Consider the following 18,920-nt stretch of genomic DNA (forward strand, 5'->3'; position numbering starts at 1 on the left):
GCCGTATGCAGCGACGTGCGTGGGCCTGCCGCTCGCGCGTTTGTCGGATAGCTTGTCCGGTGTGGGCATTGATAATGACCGCCGTCGAGCTGCTACTGGCAGCTCTCCGGACGGGAGCGCCTGGGTCTCGTCCCGGCCACCCGCGCCGGTGCTCATCGCCGCACTGCTCGTTGCCGCTGGCGCGCTGGTGCCACTCGGGTTGCTCGTCCTGGTGGTGACCGAGTTCGAGGCCCGGAATCTGGTGCCAGTGCTACTGCTCGCCTTGGTCGGCGTGGGTGTCTGCGCGTCAATCGGGTACGGGCTTTGGCGCGGTTGGCGTGGGTCCCGGATCGTGGCCGTGGTGCTCGGCGTGCTGGTTCTGCTATCGGGGCTGAATTCGCTCGGGTCCAGCAATTTCGGATTTCTACCGATAGTGTACGGCGCATCGGTGGCGCTGCTCGTGCTGGTTCCCGCCTCCGCCCGAGCATGGTTCCGTCATTCCTGACGCGCCCTTCAACGTGGGATCTAACCAGTGGCCTCTTCGGTGCGACGCCGCGCGCTGTCATCAATAGATGTCAGCTCGTGTCAACTGGTGCTCGTCGTAGCACCCGGCCGCGTTTCCGTGTCGTCTCTCGCCATTGGTTATTGGCGCTTCCGCTGCCTTCTGACTGCTCCAGCTTCGCGGTGGCGCCCTCCGCCGCGGACACTACGAACTCGCCATCGACACCCCGCCCGCTCTGCGGGCCGCCTCTGCGTTCGCCGAACTCCCCCAAGCGATCTGATGCGGTGACCCCACACCGGTCCGACACATCCGCCGATCCCACAACGCAACGGCGCCTCTCATCAGCGGTCCGAGTAAAACCCGGAAAGCCTGAGCCCGCGTGGCTTCGTTATCTCATGCTTGTTCCACACGCCCGCGCTAGCGCTACGTCGTTACGTCGTGCACAAGAAGGGGGCAGCCGTGCAACTTACGTTGCTGGAGTTGCTGTCGTGGATCGCGCTCGGTGTGGGGTTAGTTAGTTCAGCCTTGATCGTCGTCGACACCCGCGTCCTCGGGTATCGCCAGCCGGTCAAGATCACGGAGTTTGTCTGGCCCGTAACCGGGCTCTATCTCGGCCCAGCCGCCATCGCGGCGTACCGGCGTTGGGCTAGGCCACAGTCACCCCGGTGGCAGCAGCGACACGGCAGGCCGCCGAAACGGCCACGGCAGATAGCCATTCTGACCGGCCTTTGTGTATGCGGCGCCCACTGCGCTCTTGGCGTCATCCTGGGTGAGGTGGTGGTATCTGTCAGTGGCATCAGAATAGGGGGTGACACGCTGTGGGCCGGCTACATCAGTGACTATTCAGGGGCGGTTACCGTAGGTGTGACGTTCCGATACTTCGCCTCGGTTCGCAGGGGCCGGCAAAGGATGTTGGACGCATTGGTGACCGTCGCCAAGGCTGATCTACTCGCTGTGACCGCCTTCGAGATAGCTCTGTTTATCTGGTTGGCGATCTCACGGAATGTCACTGCCGCGGAGCCATCAATGGATCCAACTAAGGGACGTCTCGTAACTGGGTGAAGGCGTTGCCCGACGCCGGACCGGTGGTCAGCCAGCGAGGATGATGTTGTGGAGGTTGGCGATGCCGGAAGTGGCGTCGGCCAATGTGTGGGCGGCGCGGCGGTAGTCGCGCAGGATCGTGAAGCACTTCATCCTGGCCAGGGCGTGTTCGACCCCTGCTCGGACCCTGCGGTGTTCGACGTTCAGGGCTTCCTTCCAGTCCGGGAGGTCGCTGCCGTCGGCGGGCTTGCGGTACGGCATGATCACCTCGGGGTTGCCGCGGTAGCCGCCGTCGGCCATCACCGGGCGCCCGTCCAGTTTCTGGTCGATGCCGCTGGTGCGGTAGACGATGGTGTCGTTGCGGTTGCCGGGTTGTGGGTCGCCGATGGCGATGACCAGGCGGGTGCTGGCGTCGATGGCGACCTGCAGGTTCGCCGAGTAGCGGTAGTTTTTGCTCCGGGCGGCCAGGCGGTGATCGCGGGTGGGGATCAGGGTGCCGTCGACGATGGCGATTTGCTCGACTGGCCGTTTGCGCACCGGCGCGAGGGCCAGTAGCGGCGCAAGGGTGTCGATGACCCGGTGCGCTGCGGAGTGCGACACCCCGAACAGCGGGCCGATCTGGCGCATCGTCAGGTTCGTGCGCCAGTAGGTGGCCACCAGCAGCACCCGGTCGGCGAGGTCCAGGGCCCACTGCCGGCCCGGCCGGCCGTCGGCGATGGCGTCACCGCCACGCTCGGCGACCAGCCGGACCAGCTTGCGGAACTGGGCGGGCTGCAGCCCGGTGAACGGGAAGATCCACTCAGGGTGGGTTGCGGTGATCACCTGCACCCGGGCATCCTGCCCGATCATCCTCAAGAGACGGACGCCAGGGTTACGAGACATCCCTTAGCCCGGTATTCTGGTTCTTCATCCAAATCGGGCTGGCCTGTGGTTTCGTCGCCGCATGGCCCGCCACCGCCTGGCTGGTCCGTCGCGGAATCAAAGTAGCGCCACGGCGCGGACCAGACCGCACGCGATAGTCGAGCGGCAACTGGCATGTGGGTCAGGTTGGATTCTTGTGGGATGAGGCCCGCCCCCTGAAGCCGTTGCCCAACCCCTCGTTTGTAAGTTCTGGGCACTTCGTCCGGCGAGGTCCGTCCACATCCGCGACCTCAGGCGACTGTCCGCGATCGGCGGTCGGCGGCCGTCCCCGTACTACCCGTTGCTGTCGCCGTTGCGGGTCGGTGCCGAGCTGCTGCACCGGGAGACGAAGACGGCCGCTTCGGACGCCACCATGCCGCTGCCGGACATCTGCACCGTGGCCCTCGGCCGCCGCCGCGCCGGGCAGACCGCCGCCCGGGATGTCGGCGGCGCGGCCTGGCAGCCGTCGGACCGCGCAGTTCGCCATCACTATGGAGATCTACACGGTGGTCTCGTCGGCGGCCACCTGCGACGCCCTCAAGCGGCTCGGCCAGGCGCTGGACCGGTGAAGCGCCTACTGCTGTACCAGCCTCGATCACGGCGGCAGCGACCCTGATCAGGGCCGCTGACCTGCGGAGGAGTGGGCCGCCAGGGACTCGAACCCTGAACCTATGGATTAAAAGTCCACAGCTCTGCCATTGAGCTAGCGGCCCGTCCGCCCAGGCTACCGGAACCCGCTCGCGCCGGGCTTCCGCCTCCGCCACCTGTCGATCTTCAGACTCGCCACCAGCTCGCCGACCTGGCGGTGTCAAAGCCGTCCGGACCCCGCCACCTCGCCGAGCCGGCGCCGCACCCGCCGCGCATGACGACGCCCCGGTGGGGAATCGGACACGCATGAGGGTGAGCAGTACGGCCGCCGTGGCGGCCTCCAGCGAGGTGGCCGGGGACGACGGCGTGCGCCGCCCCGGTGGCGAGGTGCACGCCTGGCTGCCGGGCCAGAACCAGACCGTCTGCGGCCTCCAGCTCAGCCGTACCCGGCTGCGCCGTTTCCCCCACGTGCCCTTCGACTACTCGGACACCGACGTGCTCACTGAGGCGGACCCGGAGGGCTACGTCTGTCCGCGCTGCCTGGCCGCCACCCAGGGCCGCCGCGAGGGGGAGAAGGCCTGGGAGCGTACGAACCCCCGTCCGTGAGCGGTTGCTGTCCGCTTCAGCGGGTACCGCACCGGTATGCGCATCGTGATCGTGGGGGCCAGCGGCAACGTGGGGACGGCGCTGCTGCGGCGGCTGCGAAGGGAGTCCGGGGCGGAGCTGGTCGGGGTGGCCCGCCGGCTGCCCGGGCCGGACGCCGGTGAGCCGTACGAGGGGGTGGAGTGGCACTCCTGCGACGTGGGGGCGCCCGACGGGGCCGAGAAGCTGGCCGCGGCTTTCGCGGGGGCGACGGCCGTGGTGCACCTGGCCTGGCAGATCCAGCCCAGCCACGACCAGCGCGTCCTGCACCGGACCAACGTCGGGGGCAGCCGCGCGGTGTTCGAGGCCACCGTCCGGGCCGGCGTCTCCGCCCTGGTGTACGCCTCGTCGGTCGGCACCTACGCGCCCGGCCCGAAGGACCACCCGGTGAGCGAGAACTGGCCGGCGACCGGGGTGGAGACGTCGTCGTACAGCCGGGACAAGGCCGAGGTGGAGGCGCTGCTGGACGACGTGCAGCGGGAGCGGCCGGAGTTGCGGGTGGTCCGGCTGCGCCCGGGGCTGACCTTCCAGCGGGACGCCGGCACGGAGATCCGGCGTTACTTCATGGGCCCGCTGGCGCCGGTCCGGCTGCTGCGCTACGGCCGGATCCCGCTGGTCCCGACGAACCGGCGGCTGCGCATGCAGGCGGTGCACGCCGACGACGTGGCCGACGCGTACGCCAGGGCGGTGCTGGGTGATGCGCGCGGCGCCTTCAACGTGGCCGCGGACCCGGTGCTGACCCCGGAGCTGGTGGCCCGGCACTTCCACGGCTGGACGGTGCCGGTCGCCACCCCGGTGCTGCGCGCGGCGGCCGCGTTGACCTGGCGGGCGCGGCTGCAACCGGTCGACACCGGCTGGGTCGACCTGGCGCTGAACGTCCCGCTCATGTCGAGCGAGCGCGCCGAGACGGAACTGGGTTGGACGCCCCGGGTCGACGCCGTCACGGCCCTGAAGGAGCTCTTCGAGGGCATGTCCCACCGCACGGGCACCAGTTCCCCGCCGATGTCGGCGGACCCGACCCTCCCCGGCCGTCCCACCGCTCTCCTGAAGGCCCGCCTCCCCGGCCACCCCAACCCCTACTGACCAGCAAGCCGATCAAGGAGTTCGCGTCCCGGAGGAGATCGGCTTTGACGCAAACCTCTTGATCAACGCGACAGGCGGGAGCCGGTGACCGTGGGCGGGTGGGCGCCGAGGAAGAAGATGCCGGGGTAGCCCTTCGTCTCGAAGCCCTTGCTGGGGTTGCGGCGGAGGGTCGAGCTTTCGATCTTCAGGGTGCCGGTGCGGTTGTTGCTGACGAAGAAGACGGCGCCGCCGCCCTCGTTCGCCGTGTTGCCCTCGATGATCGTGCCGGCGATCCGGACGGTGAACTCGTTGCCGTCGCAGTAGATCGCGCCGCCGCTGCCGCCGCCGGGGGTGCCGGCCCGGGCCGGGTTCGCGCCGCTGCCGACCGCCCGGTTGTCGCGGAAGACGCTGTTCAGCACCGTCCAGGAGACGCCGATGCTGCTGGTCGCCGCGCCGTTCGCGCAGACGCCGCCGGTGAAGCTGCTGTTCACCACGTAGACCGGCCGGTTCTCGTACTGGCTGAGCACGCGCAGCGCCGCGCCGCCCAGGTCCTGGCCGGTCCGGTCGCAGCGGTTGTCCACGAAGCGCGTGTTGACCACCTTGAACCGGCCGCCGCGTACGAAGATCGCGCCGCCCCCGCCGCCCTCGGTCCGGTCGCCGGTGGCGTTGCCGTCGGCGAAGGTCAGGTTCTGCACCGTGAGCTGCGGCTGGTCCTGGTTCTGGCAGTGCGAGGTGGTCCAGCCCTGGGCCTGGTCGCAGGTGTTCTGGTAGAGGATGCGGCGCTCGCCACCTCCGCTCAGGGTGACCTTGCCGCCGCCGTCCAGCACGAACCGCGGGCCGTGCGAGTTGACCACCTTCGCGGTCGCCTTCATCCGGATGGTCACCGGGGCCGGGCCGCAGTCGAAGGTGATGATTCCGCCGGCCGCCACGGCCTTGACCACCGCCTCTGAGGTGCAGCTCGCCGGGGTGCCGGTGCCGACCGTACGGGTCGGGCGCGAGGTGTCCACCGCCCGCGCCTCGGCGGGCACGGGGGCGTGGCCGTCCGGGTTGCCGGCGCGGAACGCGCCCGCCGAGGGAGCGGCGCTGGCCTTGGCGGTGCCGAGACCGGCCCGGGCGCTCGGGCTGCCGGCGGGGGCGGCCGTCGGGCCGGCGGCGGTGCCGGTCGCGGCGACCGGCGCGGGCGGGCCGGCCGGTCGGTCACCTCCGCAGGCGGGCAGGGCCGCGGTGGCGAGACCGAGGACGAGGAGGGTGACAGCGGACTTCACGCGCACCGCCCGATGCTAGGAGGACCGCGGGCCGCCGCACGACTCCGGAGGGGATCCTTAACCCGCCGCTAAGCCACCCGGCCGCGCCGGTGGTCGGCTCACCTGCCGGCGACCCGCGTCAGCTCTGGGACAGCGCGAACCCGATCAGGAAGCCGAGCACGGTGATCAGGCCGACCAGCAGGTGGGCGTCCTCGAACGCCTCCGGGATCATCGTGTCGGTGATCATCGCGAGGATCGCGCCGGCCGCGAGCGCGGTGATGGCGGCCAGCACCTCGGGCGGGGCGCCGCCGAGCAGTGCGTACCCGGCCAGGGCCGACGCGCCGGAGACCAGGGTGATCGCCGTCCAGAGCAGGAAGACGTAGCGCCGGGTCCGCCCGGCCTGGCGCATACCGGCCGCGCTGGACAGCCCCTCCGGCACGTTGCTGAGGAAGACCGCGAGCACCGTGACCAGGCTGACCCGGCCGCCGGCCAGCAGGCTCGCCCCGATCACCACCGACTCCGGTACGCCGTCGAGCACCGCGCCGACCGCGATGGCCGCACCCGACCCGGGCTGCTCCTGCTCGGAGGGCTGCTCGTCGCCGGAGCGCTTCCGGTGCCGCGCCCCGCGCCGGGCCAGCAGGACGTTCGCCGCGGTGTACGCGAGCGCCCCGATCGCCGCCCCGATCACCACCGGCGCCAGCCCGCCCCGCTCGTGCGCGTCGGCGATCAGCTCGAAGGAGACGGCGGAGAGCAACACCCCCGCGCCGAACGCCATGACTGAGGCGGTGATCCGGCGCGGCACCTGCGCGGAGAACCCGGCGAACGCCCCGATCAGCAGAGCGGACCCGGCCAGCAGACCCCACCATCCCGCTTCCCACCACCCTGGCACCGCAGCACCCTACCCCCGGCGGGCGAACGGAAAACGGACTCAGAAGTCGGCGAACAGGTAGGGCAGTGATCGCGGGAAGATCCGGCGCAGCTCGGCGGCCGCGTCCACCGGCACCTCGCCGAGGCCGCGCACGGCCACCTCGGCCGGTTCGAGCACCCCGTACGCCAGGGCGGAGAGCCCGGCCGCAGTGAGCCGCGCGGTCGGCACGGTGCCCGCGGCGGCGGTGTCGCCGGGGAGGACCTCCAGCGTGCCGGTGGCGCCGTCGAGCAGGTGGGTGCCGGCGAGCCAGCGGTCGCCGACCAGTTCGACGGCGGTCCGGCCGGTCCCGGCGGGCCGGCCGGCGAGCGCGTCCAGGCTGAGCAGCCGGGCCATCGGGGCGGGCGAGCCGGGCCGGGCCACCCGCGCCTCGACGTGCACGGCGAGGTCGGTGAGCCACAGCTCGGGCAGCTCGTCGGCGGGAAGCTCGACGCTGATCCGCTCCACCTGGTCGACGTGGCGGGCGAAGAACTGGAGCAGCGACGCCCGAGCGTACGGGTCGTCGGCCAGCAGGTCGTCGGCGATCAGCGCGCCGCCGTGGTCGTCGATCCGGTAGGTGACCGCGCCGACCGTCTCGCCGTCCCGCACGGCGGTGAGCAGCCAGCGGTCGTCCCGGTCGCGCAGCCCGGCCGCCCGGAAGTCGGGGAAGATCGCGAACCCGTGCCGCCCGCGCAGGCAACGCTCGGTGTACGCCCGCCAGCGGTCGTAGCCGGCGCCGACCCGCTCCCAGACCACCACGCCGGGCAGTTCGGCGCGGAGCAGCGGGGCCAGGTCCGCCGGGGCGAAGACCGCGGTACGCCGGCGGGGCAGCCCGACGTAGCCGAAGCGCTCGTAGAACGAGGCGCGAAAGGGGTAGAGCGCGGTGAGCGGATGCCCCTCGTCGCGCATCTCGTCGAGGAGCCGGTGCAGCAGCGTCCGCACGTGCCCGCGCCGGCGGGCCAGCGGGTGGGTGGCCACCCCGGCGACGCCGGCCATGGGCAGCACGGCGCCGCGCAGGTTCTGCCGCATCGGGACCGCGGAGACGGCGGCCGTGGTGACCCCGTCCTCCTCGACCACCAGCGTCCGGTTGCCCGCGTTGTACGGCAGGTACTCGCGGAACTCCTCGGTCCGCGACGCCGCCATCGGCGATGTCTCGAAGGCGTACGCCTGGAGCGGGAAGCTGGTGGTGAGGCGTTCCTCGGCGGCCAACCGGCGAATGCGCATCCGTTCATCCCAACCCGACGCCCGGAGCGGCGCAACCTGAATCGGCGGGCTCAGGCCTCGGTGACGTCGGAGACCACCACGGTGACGTTGTCGGGCGCGCCGGCCTGGTGGGCGAGCTTCACCAGTTGCTCGCCGCACTGCTGCCGGTCGCCGTAGGTGGCCAGCGCCGAGGCGATGGCGGCGTCCTCCACGTAGTCGGAGAGGCCGTCGCTGCACAGCAGCAGCCGGTCGCCGGCGAACACGGTGAGCACCCCGACGGCCGGCGGCGCGTCCGAGCCCTGCACCGCCCGGGTGACCAGCGAGCGCTGCGGGTGGTGGCGGGCCTGGTCGGGGGATAGTGCGCCCTGGTCGACCAGCGCCTGCACGAAGGTGTCGTCCCGGGTGAGCTGGCTCAGCTCGTTGTCCCGCAGCAGGTAGCAGCGGGAGTCGCCGACCTGGGCGAGGACCAGGGTGTCGCTGGCGAGCAGGCCGGCGGTCAGCGTGGTGCCCATGCCGTCGCGCGTCGGGTCGACCGTGATGGCCGCGCGGATGCGCTGGTTCGCGGTGCTCACCACGGCGCGCAGCGCGTCGGCGGCCTCGTCCGGCACGGTCGGCGGGGTCAGCTCGTCCAGGATGCGGATGACGATCTCGCTGGCCACCTCGCCGGCGGGGAGGCCACCCATGCCGTCGGCCACCGCAACCAGGCGGTCACCGGCGAGGGCGGAGTCCTCGTTGTTGGTCCGGACGAGGCCGACGTCGTTCAGGATGGCCGAGCGGAGGATGAGCGTCATGGAGACAAGCTTGCCAAGAACACCCGCTCCGCGTCTCTACGCACTGCTGGGTCTGCTGAAAGAAATGTCGCGGGCTTGCACACGCAGTATGTATCAACCATCCACAGTGGCCGTTCGGGGATAGCGCAGCAGCAGGCTCGCCCGGACCATTTCGTCGCCGACGGCGGCGTAGCTGTGCGGCACGTCGGAGGTCCAGCGGAGGTATTCGCCCGGGCCCGCGGTCAGCGGGGCGTCCACCGGGCCGGCGCGGAGCACGCCGGAGAAGACGGTGACGTGTTCGGTGACGCCGGCCTGGTGCGCGGGGGAGAGCTGCGCCGGGCCGGGGCTGACCCGCATCCGGTACAGCTCGTAGGTCGCGTCGGTGTCGTTGAACACCTCCAGCAGGGTGGCGCCCACCGCGGCGCCGCGTACGGTCGGCGTCCCGGCCGGCCCGGAGAGCACGGCGGTGAGCGGCACGCCGAGCTGGGCGGTGATCGCGTAGAGGGTCTCCAGGGTGGGGTTGCGGGTGCCGTTCTCCAGCCCGGAGAGGGTGGCCTTCCCGACGCCGGCCAGCCGGGCGAGCGTGGACAGCGACATCTCCCGCTCCTCGCGGAGGGCGCGGATCCGCCGGCCGACGGCTTCGCCGGTCCGGTCACCGGCTGGTGAGGCAGTTGCCATGGGGGCTATGGTGCTACATCAGCGCGTTCCGTAAACGGAACGGTGAGGAGGGGAGCCCATGGCCGGTCGACTCCAACCCGTGCTGGCCGGCGTGGTGACCGCCCTGGTCGGCTTCGCCAGCTCGTTCACGGTCGTGCTCGCCGGGCTGCGCGCGGTCGGCGCGGACCGGGCGCAGGCCGCCTCCGGGCTGCTCGCCCTCTGCGTGGCCAGCGGCTGCTGCGCGGTCTGGCTCGGCCTGCGGCACCGGCTGCCGCTGGCCATCGCCTGGTCCACCCCGGGCGCCGCGCTGCTCGTCGCCACCGGACCGGTGCCCGGCGGCTGGCCGGCGGCGGTCGGCGCGTTCCTGCTCACCGGCCTGCTGATCGTCGCGGCCGGGCTCGTTCCCGCACTGGGCCGGGCGGTCGCCGCGATCCCCGCGCCGATCGCCAGCGCCATGCTCGCCGGGGTGCTGCTGCCGCTCTGCATGGCGCCCGTCCGGGCCCTGGTCGAGGTGCCCCGGCTGGCCGGGCCGGTGGTGCTCGCCTGGCTCCTGCTGCACCGGTTCGCCCGCCGCTGGGCGGTGCCCGGCGCGCTCGCCGTGGCGGTGGTGGCGATCGCGCTGACCGCGTCCGGGCCGGCCCGGATCGACGTCGCCCCGGCCGTCGCGCTGACCGCGCCGGCCTGGACCCTGCCCGCGGTGGTCGGGCTGGCGCTGCCGCTGTTCCTGGTCACCATGGCCGCGCAGAACGTGCCGGGCACCGCCGTGCTGGCCGGCTACGGCTACCGTGCCCCGCTGGGCTCCGCGCTCCGGGTGACCGGGCTCGCCACCGCGCTCGGCGCGCCGGCCGGCGGGCACGCGGTGAACCTGGCCGCGATCACCGCCGCGCTGGCCGCCGGCCCGGACGCCCACCCCGATCCCGAGCGGCGCTGGATCGCCTCGGTCACCGCCGGGATCGGCCTGGCGCTGCTCGGCCTGGGGGCCGGCGTGGCGACCGCCCTGGTGCTGCTCTCCCCGCCGGTCCTGGTCGAGGCGGTGGCCGGGCTCGCGCTGCTCGGCGCGCTGGCCGGCGCGGTCGCGGCGGCGGTCGCCGAGCCGGACGCCCGGGAGGCGGCGGTGGTCACCCTCGTGGTCACCGCCTCCGGGGTGAGCCTGCTCGGCGTGGGCGGCGCGTTCTGGGGGCTGGTCGCCGGCTGGCTGATGCTGCTGCTGTTCCGCCGCCGTCGCGCCGCCACGCCGCCGGTGCCCGGGCCGGAGCCGGAACCGGCCGTCCCGGCCCGGACGGGCTGATCAGGCGACGCCCTCCGCCTCGACGCCGATCTCCATGATCCGCAGGCGGACGCCGGCGACGTTCTCCTCGACCGTCCGCCGGAGCTCCCGCGCGTGCTCCAGCGTGTCGAGCACGACCAGCGCGTGGCTCAGGTCGGCCTCGTCCTCGTCCGTGCCCCACCAGCCCCGGACGAAGCCCGGGCTCTGTTGGGTCACCTCGGCCATGTGCGCGAACTGGGCGGCCCGGGCCGCCGCTCCGGCCGGTGTGCCGCCCTGCTCTCCGATCACCATCCACATGCCGCCTACCGTAGGCGGGGAGTCACTCCTCCGGAGGGAGTTCGGCGGCGGGGACGGTGAGGCGTACGCCGTCGTCGGTGACCGCGGCGATCCGGTCGGCCAGCACGTAGACCGCGCCGGTGCGGGCCAGCTCGGTGGAGACCTTGAGGTAGCCCTCGCGGAGCAGCCGGGCGGCCAGGTCGGCCGGGACGTCCGGCTCCTCGGCGGCCGCCGACCCGATCAGCTCGTCCAGGCTGCTGCCCGGGTCCACCGGGGCGGGCGCCTGCACGGTCACGGCCGCCGGGTCGCCGCGCTGGACGAGATCCACGGTGCCCACCTCGACGCCGGTGGAGTCGACCACCCGCATTCCGGTGGTGACCCGGGAGACGCTGTCCTGCTGCTGGCTCATACAGGCGCGGTTCCCGAGGCGCGCGGACGCTAAACGGAGGGGGCCCAGCCGCTCGGCGGGCGGGGGGACAGCTCGCGCCAGGTGTCCGTCCCCTCCAGCAGCGCCCGGACCGTCTCCTCGGCCTCCTCGACGCTGGCGTACTCGTAGAACTGGGAGACCCCCTCGGCGCCGCCGGCGCGCTGCTCGACGTGCCAGCGGTCGCCGTCGACCCGGAGGAAGACGTCCCGCCGGGCCAGCCGCCCCCATTTCCCGTTCCACCAGTGCCTGCGCTGCTCCATGCCGGGACTCTATCGAACATGTGTTCGACGCACGTCGGCCCCCGCGGGATTCCCACGGGGGCCGATCGGCTATGGCGTCAGCGCCCGGCGGGCGGCTCCTGCCGGCGGCCGAGCACGTCGTCCAGCGCGCCGCGCTGGCCCGGCGTGGCGTGGTTGCCGGCGAGCAGCGCGTCCCGGATCTCGGTGAGCAGCCGCACCTCCTCGCTCGGGGCCTTCGGCGGCGGCTCCTCGCCGCGCTTGCGCCGCTCGGCGAGCCTGTTCATCGGGTAGACGACCAGGAAGTACAGCGCCGCCGCGGTGAGCAGGAAGGTGATCGCGGCGTTGACGAAGGCCACCCAGTCGAACGGGATCTTCCGGAAGGTCGGCGTCGAGCTGGTGATGCCGTTCTCGCTGCCGGTGATCAGCGCGATGAACACCCGGACCAGTGGTTCCAGGAACGACTTGGTGAGCTGGGTGACCACGCCGGTGAAGGCGGCGCCGATGACGACGCCGACCGCCAGGTCGACGACGTTTCCGCGCATGATGAAGTCTTTGAAGCCCTTGAGCATCCACACTCCCGTGCTGTCCGAATCTCGGTCCGGGACAACCTATGCCCCCGAGGGGGCCTCGAGGAAAGCACCGGCCTCGATCGCCGCCCGCGCCGGGTCGCCGTCCCGGATGGCCTCGACCAGCCGGCCGTGGTCCACGTACCGCTCGGGCTCCAGGGTCTCGCCCAAGGCGTGGGCGACGGTGCTGCGCAGCGCGGTGCCGACCGAGGCGTAGAGCTCGGCCAGCATGGCGTTGTGCGCGGCGGCCACCACCGCGGTGTGCAGCGCGGCGTCCGCCTCGACGAACTCCCCGACGAGGCCGGAGCGCCAGGCGGCCTCCCGGGTGGCGAGCGCGCCGTCGAGCGCCGCCAGGTCGGCCGGCGTACGCCGCAGCGCGGCGAGCCGGGCCGCCTCCACCTCGAAGGCGCGCCGGACCTCGATGACCTCGGCCATCCGGTCGTCGGTGAGCCGGCGGGCCACGACTGGGGCCAGCTCGTCGGTCGACACCACGTAGGTCCCGGAGCCCTGCCGGCACTCCAGCACCCCGGCGTGCACCAGCGCCCGGACCGCCTCGCGGACCGTGTTCCGCCCGACCCCCAGCGCGGCGACCAGTTGCGGCTCGGTCGGGATCTTCGCGCCCACCGGCCACTCGCCGCCGAGGATCCGGGCCCGGAGCTGCTCGATGGTCTGGCGCACCCGGTGACCGCGCGGCGGCACGGCGACGGAATCGACGGTGGGTGTCACCGGTTACACCTCCTGCCGAAATTCATCCCATGATTGTAGGTTCGAGGTCATGACCCCGCCACCCACGTCCACCGCGGTCCCCGTCACCGACGCGCCCAGCACCGACGTGACGCCCGGGCCGGCCCGGGCCGCCGCCCCGGCGCCCGCGGCTTCCGCGACCCGCGGCGGGCTGCTGGTCCTGGTCGGCATGCTGCTCGTCGCGCTCAACCTGCGCGCCGCGGTGACCAGCCTGGGCGCCCTGCTGGACGAGATCCGCGACGGGCTGGGCCTCTCCGGCACGATGGCCGGCGTCGTCACCACGCTGCCCACCATCGCCTTCGCCGGTCTGGGTGCCCTCACCCCGTGGCTGGTCCGCCGCTGGCCGGCCGCCCGGCTGCTGGTGGTGGCCATGCTCGCGCTCACCGTCGGCCAGGTGCTCCGCGTGGTCACCGACTCGGCGGCGGTCTTCGTGCTCACCAGCGCGCTCGCGCTGGCCGGCATCGCGGTCGCCAACATCCTGCTGCCGATGCTGGTCAAGCAGCACTTCCCGCACCGCACCGGGCTGGTCACCGGGGCGTACACGATGACCCTGACCGTCGGCACGACGGTGGCCGCCGCCTCGGCGGTGCCGATCGCCCACGCCTTCGGCTCCTGGCGGGCCGGGCTCGGCGTCTGGGCCGGGCTGGCCGCGGTGGCCGTACTCCCGTGGGTGCCGCTGGCGCTGCGGACCCGGGCCGCGCGACGGACGGCGGCCCCGGCGGTGGCCGCCGCCGCGCCGGCGCGGGTACGGCCCGCGCGGACCCGGCTCGGCTGGGCCATGGCGGTGTACTTCGGGGCGCAGTCGCTCAGCGGGTACGCGATCATGGGCTGGCTGGCCCAGCTCTTCCGGGACGCCGGCTACGCGCCGGAGGCGGCCGGCCTGCTGCTCGCCGGGGTGACCGCGCTCGGCGTGCCGGTGGCGCTGATGATGCCGACCCTGGCCGGCCGGCTGCCCACGCTGCGCCCGCTGGTGCTGTCGCTGACCGCCTTCTCCACGGCCGCGTACCTCGGCCTGGCGCTCGCCCCGCACGGCCTCGCGCCGCTCTGGGTGCTGCTGCTGGCCCTCGGCCAGGGCGCCTTCCCGCTGATCCTGACCACGATCGGGCTGCGCGCCCGGACCGCCGAGGGCACGGTGGCGCTCTCCGCCTTCGCGCAGAGCACCGGCTACGTGATCGCCGCCCTCGGCCCGCTGCTGGTCGGCATCCTCTACGAGGCGACCGGGGGCTGGACCGCGCCGATCGGCTTCCTGCTGGTGGCCCTCGCCGTGCAGACGACGGCGGGCATGGTGATCGCCCGTCCCCGCCACATCGAGGACGAGCGCTGAGCGGGAACGGTCAGGAGGAGGCCGGCGTGGGATCGCCCGCCACGGCCTGCTCGACCGTCGGGTAGGTGTGCAGCACCTCGACCAGGCCGCTGACCTCGAGGATGCGGAGCACCCCGCGCTGCGGGGCGGCCAGCCGGACCACGCCGCCGGCCTCGTCGCAGCTGTTCTTGGCGCGCACGAACACCGACAGCCCGGTGGAGTCGCAGAACGACACCTCCGCCAGGTCGAACACGAGGCGGTTGCGCCCCTTGTCCAGCAGGTCCGTGATCTGGTCCTGGAGCTGCGGTGCCGTCGCCATGTCCAGCTCGCCCGCGACCGACACGACGACCACGTCGCCGCGCTGTTCCGTGTGCACCGTCAGGGACATTCGCCGACCTCCTGTGTTCGGTGGAACGGTATCCCACAAAGCTGGCAGCGTGCAGAACGGGAGCCGAGAAGGGTGGCGCCGCTCATTCCGTTGCTACGTGGCAACTAGTGCGGCCGGCCCCGGTGATAGAGTCCGCCCGTCCGGAGTTCAGGGAGGTCAACATGGCGTTGAGCGCCGAACAGAGTGGTCGGTTCGCCCGCCTGCTGAGGGAGCACGCCGACCGGCTGACCGAGCGCTGGACGGAGATCATCGTCGCCTCGCTGCGCGGCCGCCTCAGCCAGGCCGAGCTGAGCCGGCAGGTGCGGGAGCTGCACCGGAGCATGGCCGACGCGGCCGGGAACGGCCTCGGCGACCTGGCCGACGAGCACGGCGGCGAGCTGCGCGCGGTGCTGGCCGAGCTGTCGACGGGCCGGGCCCGGCAGGGCTTCAGCGCCACCGAGACCGCGATCAGCGTGTTCGCGCTGAAGGACGCGCTGCTGGAGCTGATGGAGGAGAACCAGGACGCGGACACCCTCCGCGACTTCGTCGCCTTCTCCGCCCTGATCGACCAGATGGGGCTGTTCACCTTCGAGAGTTTCGTGCGCACCCGCGAGGGCCTCATCGCCGACCAGGCGGAGCAGCTGCTGGAGCTCTCCACGCCGGTGGTGAAGCTCTGGGAGGGCGTGGTCGCCGTCCCGCTGGTCGGCACCCTCGACTCGGCCCGCGCACAGGTGGTGATGGAGCGGCTGCTCCAGACCCTGGTCGACACCGGCTCGCCGTACGCGATCATCGACATCACCGGCGTGCCGGCGGTGGACACCCAGGTCGCCCAGCACATCCTCAAGACCGTGGTGGCCGCCCGACTGATGGGCGCCGACTGCATCATCTCCGGCATCCGGCCGCAGATCGCCCAGACGATCGTCGCCCTCGGCATCGAGTTCGGCGACATCGCCACCAAGGCGAGCCTGGCCGACGCGCTGCGCCACGTCCTGCGCCTGACCGGCGTCGAGACCTCCCGTCGCGCCCGCCGGGAGCCCTGATGGAGCGGGTGCCGATCCTCAAGATCGGTGACATCCTGCTGGTCTCCATCCAGGTCGACATGTCCGACCAGACGGCGGTCCAGCTCCAGGAGGACCTGGCCGAGCGGATCGTCGCCACCGGCTCGCACGGTGTGATCATCGACATCACGGCGTTGGACATCGTCGACTCCTTCGTCGGCCGGATGCTCTCCACCATCGCGTCCATCTCCAAGGTGCTGGACGCCGAGACGGTGGTGGTCGGGATGCGTCCCGCCGTCGCCATCACCCTGGTCGAGCTGGGGCTGTCGCTCAACGGCATCCGCACCGCGCTGAACGTCGAGCGCGGCATGGAGCTGATCGCGGCGACCCGCGGCGACGAGTGGGACCACGGGGACGTCGACGAGGACGCCGAGACGACGGCCACGTCATGACCACCGGCGTCGACCTGGGGGTGCCGGCGACCCAGGCGATCCGCAGCGACGAGGACGTGGTCCGGGTGCGGCAGCTCGTGCGTACCACCGCCGTCGCGGCCAAGCTCTCGCTGGTCGACCAGACCAAGCTGGTCACCGCCGCCAGCGAGCTGGCCCGCAACACGCTGATCTACGGCGGCGGGGGCAGCGCCGAGGTGACCACCGTCGAGGACGGCCGCCGGCGCGGGGTCCGCATCGTCTTCGCCGACGAGGGGCCCGGCATCCCCGACCTCGACCAGGCCTTCACCGACGGCTTCACCACCGGCGGCGGGCTCGGCCTGGGGCTCAGCGGCGCCCGGCGGCTGGTCGACGACTTCGACATCTGGACCACCGTGGGTGAGGGCACCCGGATCACCGTCACCAAGTGGTCCCGATGAACGCCGACGTGGTCACCGACCACGGGCTCTGGTTCCGGCTGGAGAACGGCGCCACGGAGAGCGGCATGCGCCGGGCCGCCGAGCGGCTCGGCCGGCAGCTGGGACTCGGCGAGCAGCGGGTCGCCGACCTGGCCATCGTCGCCGCCGAGATCACCAGCAACCTCGTCAAGCACGCCCGCGAGGGCACCCTGCTGCTCCGTCCGGTACGCCGGGGCGGACGGGCCGGGGTGGAGCTGGTGGCCATCGACTCCGGCCCCGGCATGGCCGACCTCGCGCTCTCTTCGGCGGACGGGCACTCCACCACCGGCACGCTGGGCATCGGCCTGGGCGCGATCGCCCGGCAGGCGAGCCGGTTCGACGGCTACTCCCTGCCCGGCCGCGGCACCGTGCTGGCCGTCCAGGTCTGGGACGGTCCGGCCCCCGAGCCCGACTGGGCCGGCGCGCTGGCCCGGCCGATCACCGGCGAGCAGGTCAGCGGCGACGGCTACGCGGTGCGGGTGGCCGACGGCCGGCGGCAGGTGCTGGTCTGCGACGGCCTGGGACACGGCCCGCTGGCCGCCGCCGCCACCGGGGCCGCGCTGGCCGCGTTCCGGGCCGCGCCGGCCGGCCCGCCGGGCACCGTGGTGCAGCACCTGCACCGGGCCATCTCGCACACCCGCGGCGCCGCGCTGGCGGTGGCCGAACCGGACGTCGTGTCGGGCTTGCTGCGCTACGCCGGGCTGGGCAACATCGCAGCCATGATCGTGGTCGCGGGTGAGCGGCGGCGGGGCCTCGTCTCGCTGCCCGGCATCGCCGGACACCAGCGCCCCTCGGTGCGGGAGTACGACTACCCGTTCCCGTCCGGGGCGACCCTGGTGATGCACAGCGACGGCGTGGTGGACCGCTGGGACCTGGCCGACTATCCCGGCCTGACCGGCCGCCCGCCGCTGCTGGTCGCCGCCACCCTGCTCCGCGACGCCGGGGTCCGCCGCGACGACGCCTGCGTCCTGGTCGCCCGGGCGGAACCTTGACCGGTTCGTCCGCCACCGACCCGCTGCTGCAGATGGCGCTCCGGGTGGAGCACGACATCTTCCTGGTCCGGCAGCGCGGCCGGGAGGTGGCCGGCGCCGTCGGACTGGAGCACCAGGACCAGGTACGCCTCGCCACCGCGCTCAGCGAGGTGGCCCGGGACCTGCTGCGCATCGTCGGCGGCGCGGACGTCGCCTTCGTGCTGGATCGGGAGGTCACCACCGGCTGGCCGGTGCTCCGGGTCGACCTGGCCCCGGCCCGCCCCCTGCCCGACGGCCGGTACGAGCCGCAGTCCGGTGCGGTGGCGCGTCTGGTGGACATGCTCGGTGTGGTGACCGACGGGGAAGATACGGTCGTGAGGATGTCCCGACGAGTCCCGGCCCACGCGCCGCCGCTGACGCCGGAGCGTCTCGACCGGCTCCGGACCGAGCTGGCGAGCAGCGCTCCGGGCACCGCCCTGGACGAGTTGGCCGCGCAGAACGCCCAGCTCATCGCCGCCCTCGACGAGGTGCGCACCCATCGCGACGAGCTGGAGGTGCTCAACTCCGAGCTCCAGGAGACCAACCGGGGCGTGATGGCGCTCTACAACCAGCTCACCGAGGAGCTGGAGGAGACCAACCGCGGTGTGGTGGCGCTCTACGCCGAGCTGGACGAGAAGTCCGCCCAGCTCCGCGCGGCCAGCGAGTCGAAGAGCCGGTTCCTGGCCAACGTGAGCCACGAGCTGCGCGCACCGGTCACCGCGATCATCGGGCTGGGCCGCCTGCTCGGCGACTCCGCCTCCGACCCGCTCACCGCCGAGCAGGCCCGGCAGGTGGGGCTGATCCGGTCGTCCGCGGCCGACCTGCTCGGCCTGGTCAACGAGCTGCTCGACCTGGCCAAGGCCGAGTCGGGCCGGCTCGAGCCGAACTGGGTCGAGGTGGACCTGCGCGGGCTCTTCGGGCAGCTCCGCGGCACGCTGCGCGCGTTGGCCACCCGGCCGGAGGTGGAGCTGGTCGTGGAGGAGCCGCCGGCCCCGGCGACGCTCCGCTCGGACGAGGTGCTGCTCGCCCAGGTGCTGCGCAACCTGCTGCACAACGGCCTGAAGTTCACCGAGCGGGGTGAGGTGCGGCTGCGGGCCGAACGCCGGGGCGACCTCTGGTCGCTCTCGGTCACCGACACCGGCGCGGGCATCCCGCCGGAGCTGCACGAGCGGATCTTCGAGGAGTTCTACCAGGTGCCCGGCACGACCCGGGTCGGCGGCACCGGCCTCGGCCTGCCGTACGCGCGCCGGCTGGTCACGCTGCTCGGCGGGACGTTGGAGCTGACCAGCGAACCCGGCCGGGGCAGCACCTTCACCGTTGTCCTTCCCGTGGGCGGAGCCTGACG

General features: G+C 72.9%; 24 protein-coding genes, 1 tRNA gene and 1 pseudogene. 13 read left to right on the forward strand and 13 right to left on the reverse strand.

Annotation, left to right across the window (positions count from 1 at the left end):
- Positions 1 to 19: 19 nt before the first annotated feature.
- Positions 20 to 484, forward strand: coding sequence for a hypothetical protein (locus tag AC0OLQ_RS02405; protein ID WP_484530019.1), 465 nt, complete (start codon positions 20 to 22; stop codon positions 482 to 484).
- Between the two features lie 501 nt (positions 485 to 985).
- Entirely contained in the window at positions 986 to 1,543 is a 558-nt protein-coding gene (locus tag AC0OLQ_RS02410; protein WP_484532249.1) for a DUF4396 domain-containing protein, read from the forward strand.
- A gap of 27 nt (positions 1,544 to 1,570) precedes the next feature.
- Here the strand turns inward: AC0OLQ_RS02410 and AC0OLQ_RS02415 are convergent, their stop codons facing one another.
- Positions 1,571 to 2,350 carry a transposase family protein gene (locus AC0OLQ_RS02415; protein ID WP_484532250.1) on the reverse strand — a complete coding sequence of 260 codons (780 nt, stop codon included), beginning with the start codon at positions 2,348 to 2,350 and terminating at the stop codon, positions 1,571 to 1,573.
- 65 nt (positions 2,351 to 2,415) lie between these two features.
- On the opposite strand from AC0OLQ_RS02415, the pseudogene AC0OLQ_RS02420 reads away from it, so the two are divergent.
- Positions 2,416 to 2,541 (forward strand): annotated as a pseudogene (locus AC0OLQ_RS02420) (DUF4396 domain-containing protein); the annotation flags it as partial.
- Between the two features lie 321 nt (positions 2,542 to 2,862).
- On the forward strand, positions 2,863 to 2,991 hold the full coding sequence (locus tag AC0OLQ_RS02425; protein WP_484530020.1) for a hypothetical protein: 129 nt from the start codon (positions 2,863 to 2,865) through the stop codon (positions 2,989 to 2,991).
- A gap of 72 nt (positions 2,992 to 3,063) precedes the next feature.
- Here the strand turns inward: AC0OLQ_RS02425 and AC0OLQ_RS02430 are convergent.
- Positions 3,064 to 3,135 (reverse strand) — tRNA-Lys (locus AC0OLQ_RS02430).
- 181 nt (positions 3,136 to 3,316) lie between these two features.
- Between AC0OLQ_RS02430 and AC0OLQ_RS02435 the strand changes: the two genes are divergently transcribed.
- Positions 3,317 to 3,616 (forward strand): hypothetical protein, encoded by a 300-nt coding sequence (locus tag AC0OLQ_RS02435; RefSeq protein ID WP_484530021.1) that lies wholly within the window; start codon positions 3,317 to 3,319, stop codon positions 3,614 to 3,616.
- Positions 3,617 to 3,652: 36 nt separating this feature from the next.
- A complete protein-coding gene (locus tag AC0OLQ_RS02440; protein ID WP_484530022.1) occupies positions 3,653 to 4,735 on the forward strand; it encodes an NAD-dependent epimerase/dehydratase family protein in 1,083 nt (360 codons plus the stop codon).
- Between the two features lie 62 nt (positions 4,736 to 4,797).
- Here AC0OLQ_RS02440 and AC0OLQ_RS02445 read toward each other — a convergent pair whose 3' ends face one another.
- The 5 genes from AC0OLQ_RS02445 to AC0OLQ_RS02465 all read right to left on the reverse strand — a co-directional run bounded on the left by AC0OLQ_RS02445 (position 4,798) and on the right by AC0OLQ_RS02465 (position 9,513).
- Positions 4,798 to 5,985, reverse strand: coding sequence for a hypothetical protein (locus AC0OLQ_RS02445; RefSeq protein WP_484530023.1), 1,188 nt, complete (start codon positions 5,983 to 5,985; stop codon positions 4,798 to 4,800).
- Between the two features lie 112 nt (positions 5,986 to 6,097).
- Positions 6,098 to 6,847 carry a ZIP family metal transporter gene (locus AC0OLQ_RS02450; protein ID WP_484530024.1) on the reverse strand — a complete coding sequence of 250 codons (750 nt, stop codon included), beginning with the start codon at positions 6,845 to 6,847 and terminating at the stop codon, positions 6,098 to 6,100.
- 39 nt (positions 6,848 to 6,886) lie between these two features.
- Positions 6,887 to 8,086: a GNAT family N-acetyltransferase gene (locus AC0OLQ_RS02455; RefSeq protein ID WP_484530025.1), complete on the reverse strand. Its 1,200-nt coding sequence runs from the start codon at positions 8,084 to 8,086 to the stop codon at positions 6,887 to 6,889.
- Positions 8,087 to 8,136: 50 nt separating this feature from the next.
- Positions 8,137 to 8,856 carry a PP2C family protein-serine/threonine phosphatase gene (locus AC0OLQ_RS02460; protein WP_484530026.1) on the reverse strand — a complete coding sequence of 240 codons (720 nt, stop codon included), beginning with the start codon at positions 8,854 to 8,856 and terminating at the stop codon, positions 8,137 to 8,139.
- A 93-nt stretch (positions 8,857 to 8,949) separates the two neighbouring features.
- On the reverse strand, positions 8,950 to 9,513 hold the full coding sequence (locus tag AC0OLQ_RS02465; protein WP_484530027.1) for a helix-turn-helix domain-containing protein: 564 nt from the start codon (positions 9,511 to 9,513) through the stop codon (positions 8,950 to 8,952).
- Positions 9,514 to 9,571: 58 nt separating this feature from the next.
- On the opposite strand from AC0OLQ_RS02465, the gene AC0OLQ_RS02470 reads away from it, so the two are divergent.
- Positions 9,572 to 10,780 carry a benzoate/H(+) symporter BenE family transporter gene (locus AC0OLQ_RS02470; RefSeq protein ID WP_484530028.1) on the forward strand — a complete coding sequence of 403 codons (1,209 nt, stop codon included), beginning with the start codon at positions 9,572 to 9,574 and terminating at the stop codon, positions 10,778 to 10,780.
- Here AC0OLQ_RS02470 and AC0OLQ_RS02475 read toward each other — a convergent pair whose 3' ends face one another.
- The 5 genes from AC0OLQ_RS02475 to AC0OLQ_RS02495 all read right to left on the reverse strand — a co-directional run bounded on the left by AC0OLQ_RS02475 (position 10,781) and on the right by AC0OLQ_RS02495 (position 12,993).
- Positions 10,781 to 11,056, reverse strand: a complete 276-nt coding sequence (locus AC0OLQ_RS02475) for a hypothetical protein (protein WP_484530029.1) — start codon at positions 11,054 to 11,056, stop codon at positions 10,781 to 10,783. It abuts the gene before it with no gap.
- 22 nt (positions 11,057 to 11,078) lie between these two features.
- Positions 11,079 to 11,444, reverse strand: a complete 366-nt coding sequence (locus AC0OLQ_RS02480) for a hypothetical protein (protein ID WP_357203170.1) — start codon at positions 11,442 to 11,444, stop codon at positions 11,079 to 11,081.
- A 29-nt stretch (positions 11,445 to 11,473) separates the two neighbouring features.
- Positions 11,474 to 11,722 carry a hypothetical protein gene (locus AC0OLQ_RS02485; protein ID WP_357332344.1) on the reverse strand — a complete coding sequence of 83 codons (249 nt, stop codon included), beginning with the start codon at positions 11,720 to 11,722 and terminating at the stop codon, positions 11,474 to 11,476.
- Between the two features lie 77 nt (positions 11,723 to 11,799).
- Positions 11,800 to 12,270, reverse strand: a complete 471-nt coding sequence (gene mscL, locus AC0OLQ_RS02490) for a large conductance mechanosensitive channel protein MscL (protein ID WP_484530030.1) — start codon at positions 12,268 to 12,270, stop codon at positions 11,800 to 11,802.
- A 39-nt stretch (positions 12,271 to 12,309) separates the two neighbouring features.
- A complete protein-coding gene (locus tag AC0OLQ_RS02495; RefSeq protein ID WP_484530031.1) occupies positions 12,310 to 12,993 on the reverse strand; it encodes a FadR/GntR family transcriptional regulator in 684 nt (227 codons plus the stop codon).
- A gap of 49 nt (positions 12,994 to 13,042) precedes the next feature.
- On the opposite strand from AC0OLQ_RS02495, the gene AC0OLQ_RS02500 reads away from it, so the two are divergent.
- Positions 13,043 to 14,335: an MFS transporter gene (locus tag AC0OLQ_RS02500; protein WP_484530032.1), complete on the forward strand. Its 1,293-nt coding sequence runs from the start codon at positions 13,043 to 13,045 to the stop codon at positions 14,333 to 14,335.
- 10 nt (positions 14,336 to 14,345) lie between these two features.
- Here AC0OLQ_RS02500 and AC0OLQ_RS02505 read toward each other — a convergent pair whose 3' ends face one another.
- On the reverse strand, positions 14,346 to 14,702 hold the full coding sequence (locus AC0OLQ_RS02505) for an STAS domain-containing protein (RefSeq protein ID WP_091315546.1): 357 nt from the start codon (positions 14,700 to 14,702) through the stop codon (positions 14,346 to 14,348).
- Between the two features lie 161 nt (positions 14,703 to 14,863).
- Here AC0OLQ_RS02505 and AC0OLQ_RS02510 point away from each other — a divergent pair, with 161 nt between their 5' ends.
- The 5 genes from AC0OLQ_RS02510 to AC0OLQ_RS02530 are packed head-to-tail and all read left to right on the forward strand — an operon-like array spanning position 14,864 to position 18,918.
- Positions 14,864 to 15,721 carry an STAS domain-containing protein gene (locus tag AC0OLQ_RS02510; protein ID WP_484530033.1) on the forward strand — a complete coding sequence of 286 codons (858 nt, stop codon included), beginning with the start codon at positions 14,864 to 14,866 and terminating at the stop codon, positions 15,719 to 15,721.
- A complete protein-coding gene (locus tag AC0OLQ_RS02515; protein ID WP_357332354.1) occupies positions 15,721 to 16,131 on the forward strand; it encodes an STAS domain-containing protein in 411 nt (136 codons plus the stop codon). The genes AC0OLQ_RS02510 and AC0OLQ_RS02515 overlap by 1 nt, the downstream gene beginning before the upstream one ends.
- Positions 16,128 to 16,547, forward strand: coding sequence for an ATP-binding protein (locus AC0OLQ_RS02520; protein ID WP_484530034.1), 420 nt, complete (start codon positions 16,128 to 16,130; stop codon positions 16,545 to 16,547). Before AC0OLQ_RS02515 ends, AC0OLQ_RS02520 begins: the two co-directional genes overlap by 4 nt.
- The gene (locus tag AC0OLQ_RS02525; protein ID WP_484532251.1) at positions 16,544 to 17,557 is read left to right on the forward strand and encodes an ATP-binding SpoIIE family protein phosphatase; all 1,014 of its coding nucleotides are present in this window, start codon (positions 16,544 to 16,546) and stop codon (positions 17,555 to 17,557) included. Before AC0OLQ_RS02520 ends, AC0OLQ_RS02525 begins: the two co-directional genes overlap by 4 nt.
- Positions 17,558 to 17,589: 32 nt before the next feature.
- Entirely contained in the window at positions 17,590 to 18,918 is a 1,329-nt protein-coding gene (locus AC0OLQ_RS02530; RefSeq protein ID WP_484532252.1) for an ATP-binding protein, read from the forward strand.
- Positions 18,919 to 18,920 lie beyond the last annotated feature (2 nt).

It is taken from the genome of Micromonospora sp. Utrum1, from assembly GCF_057197805.1.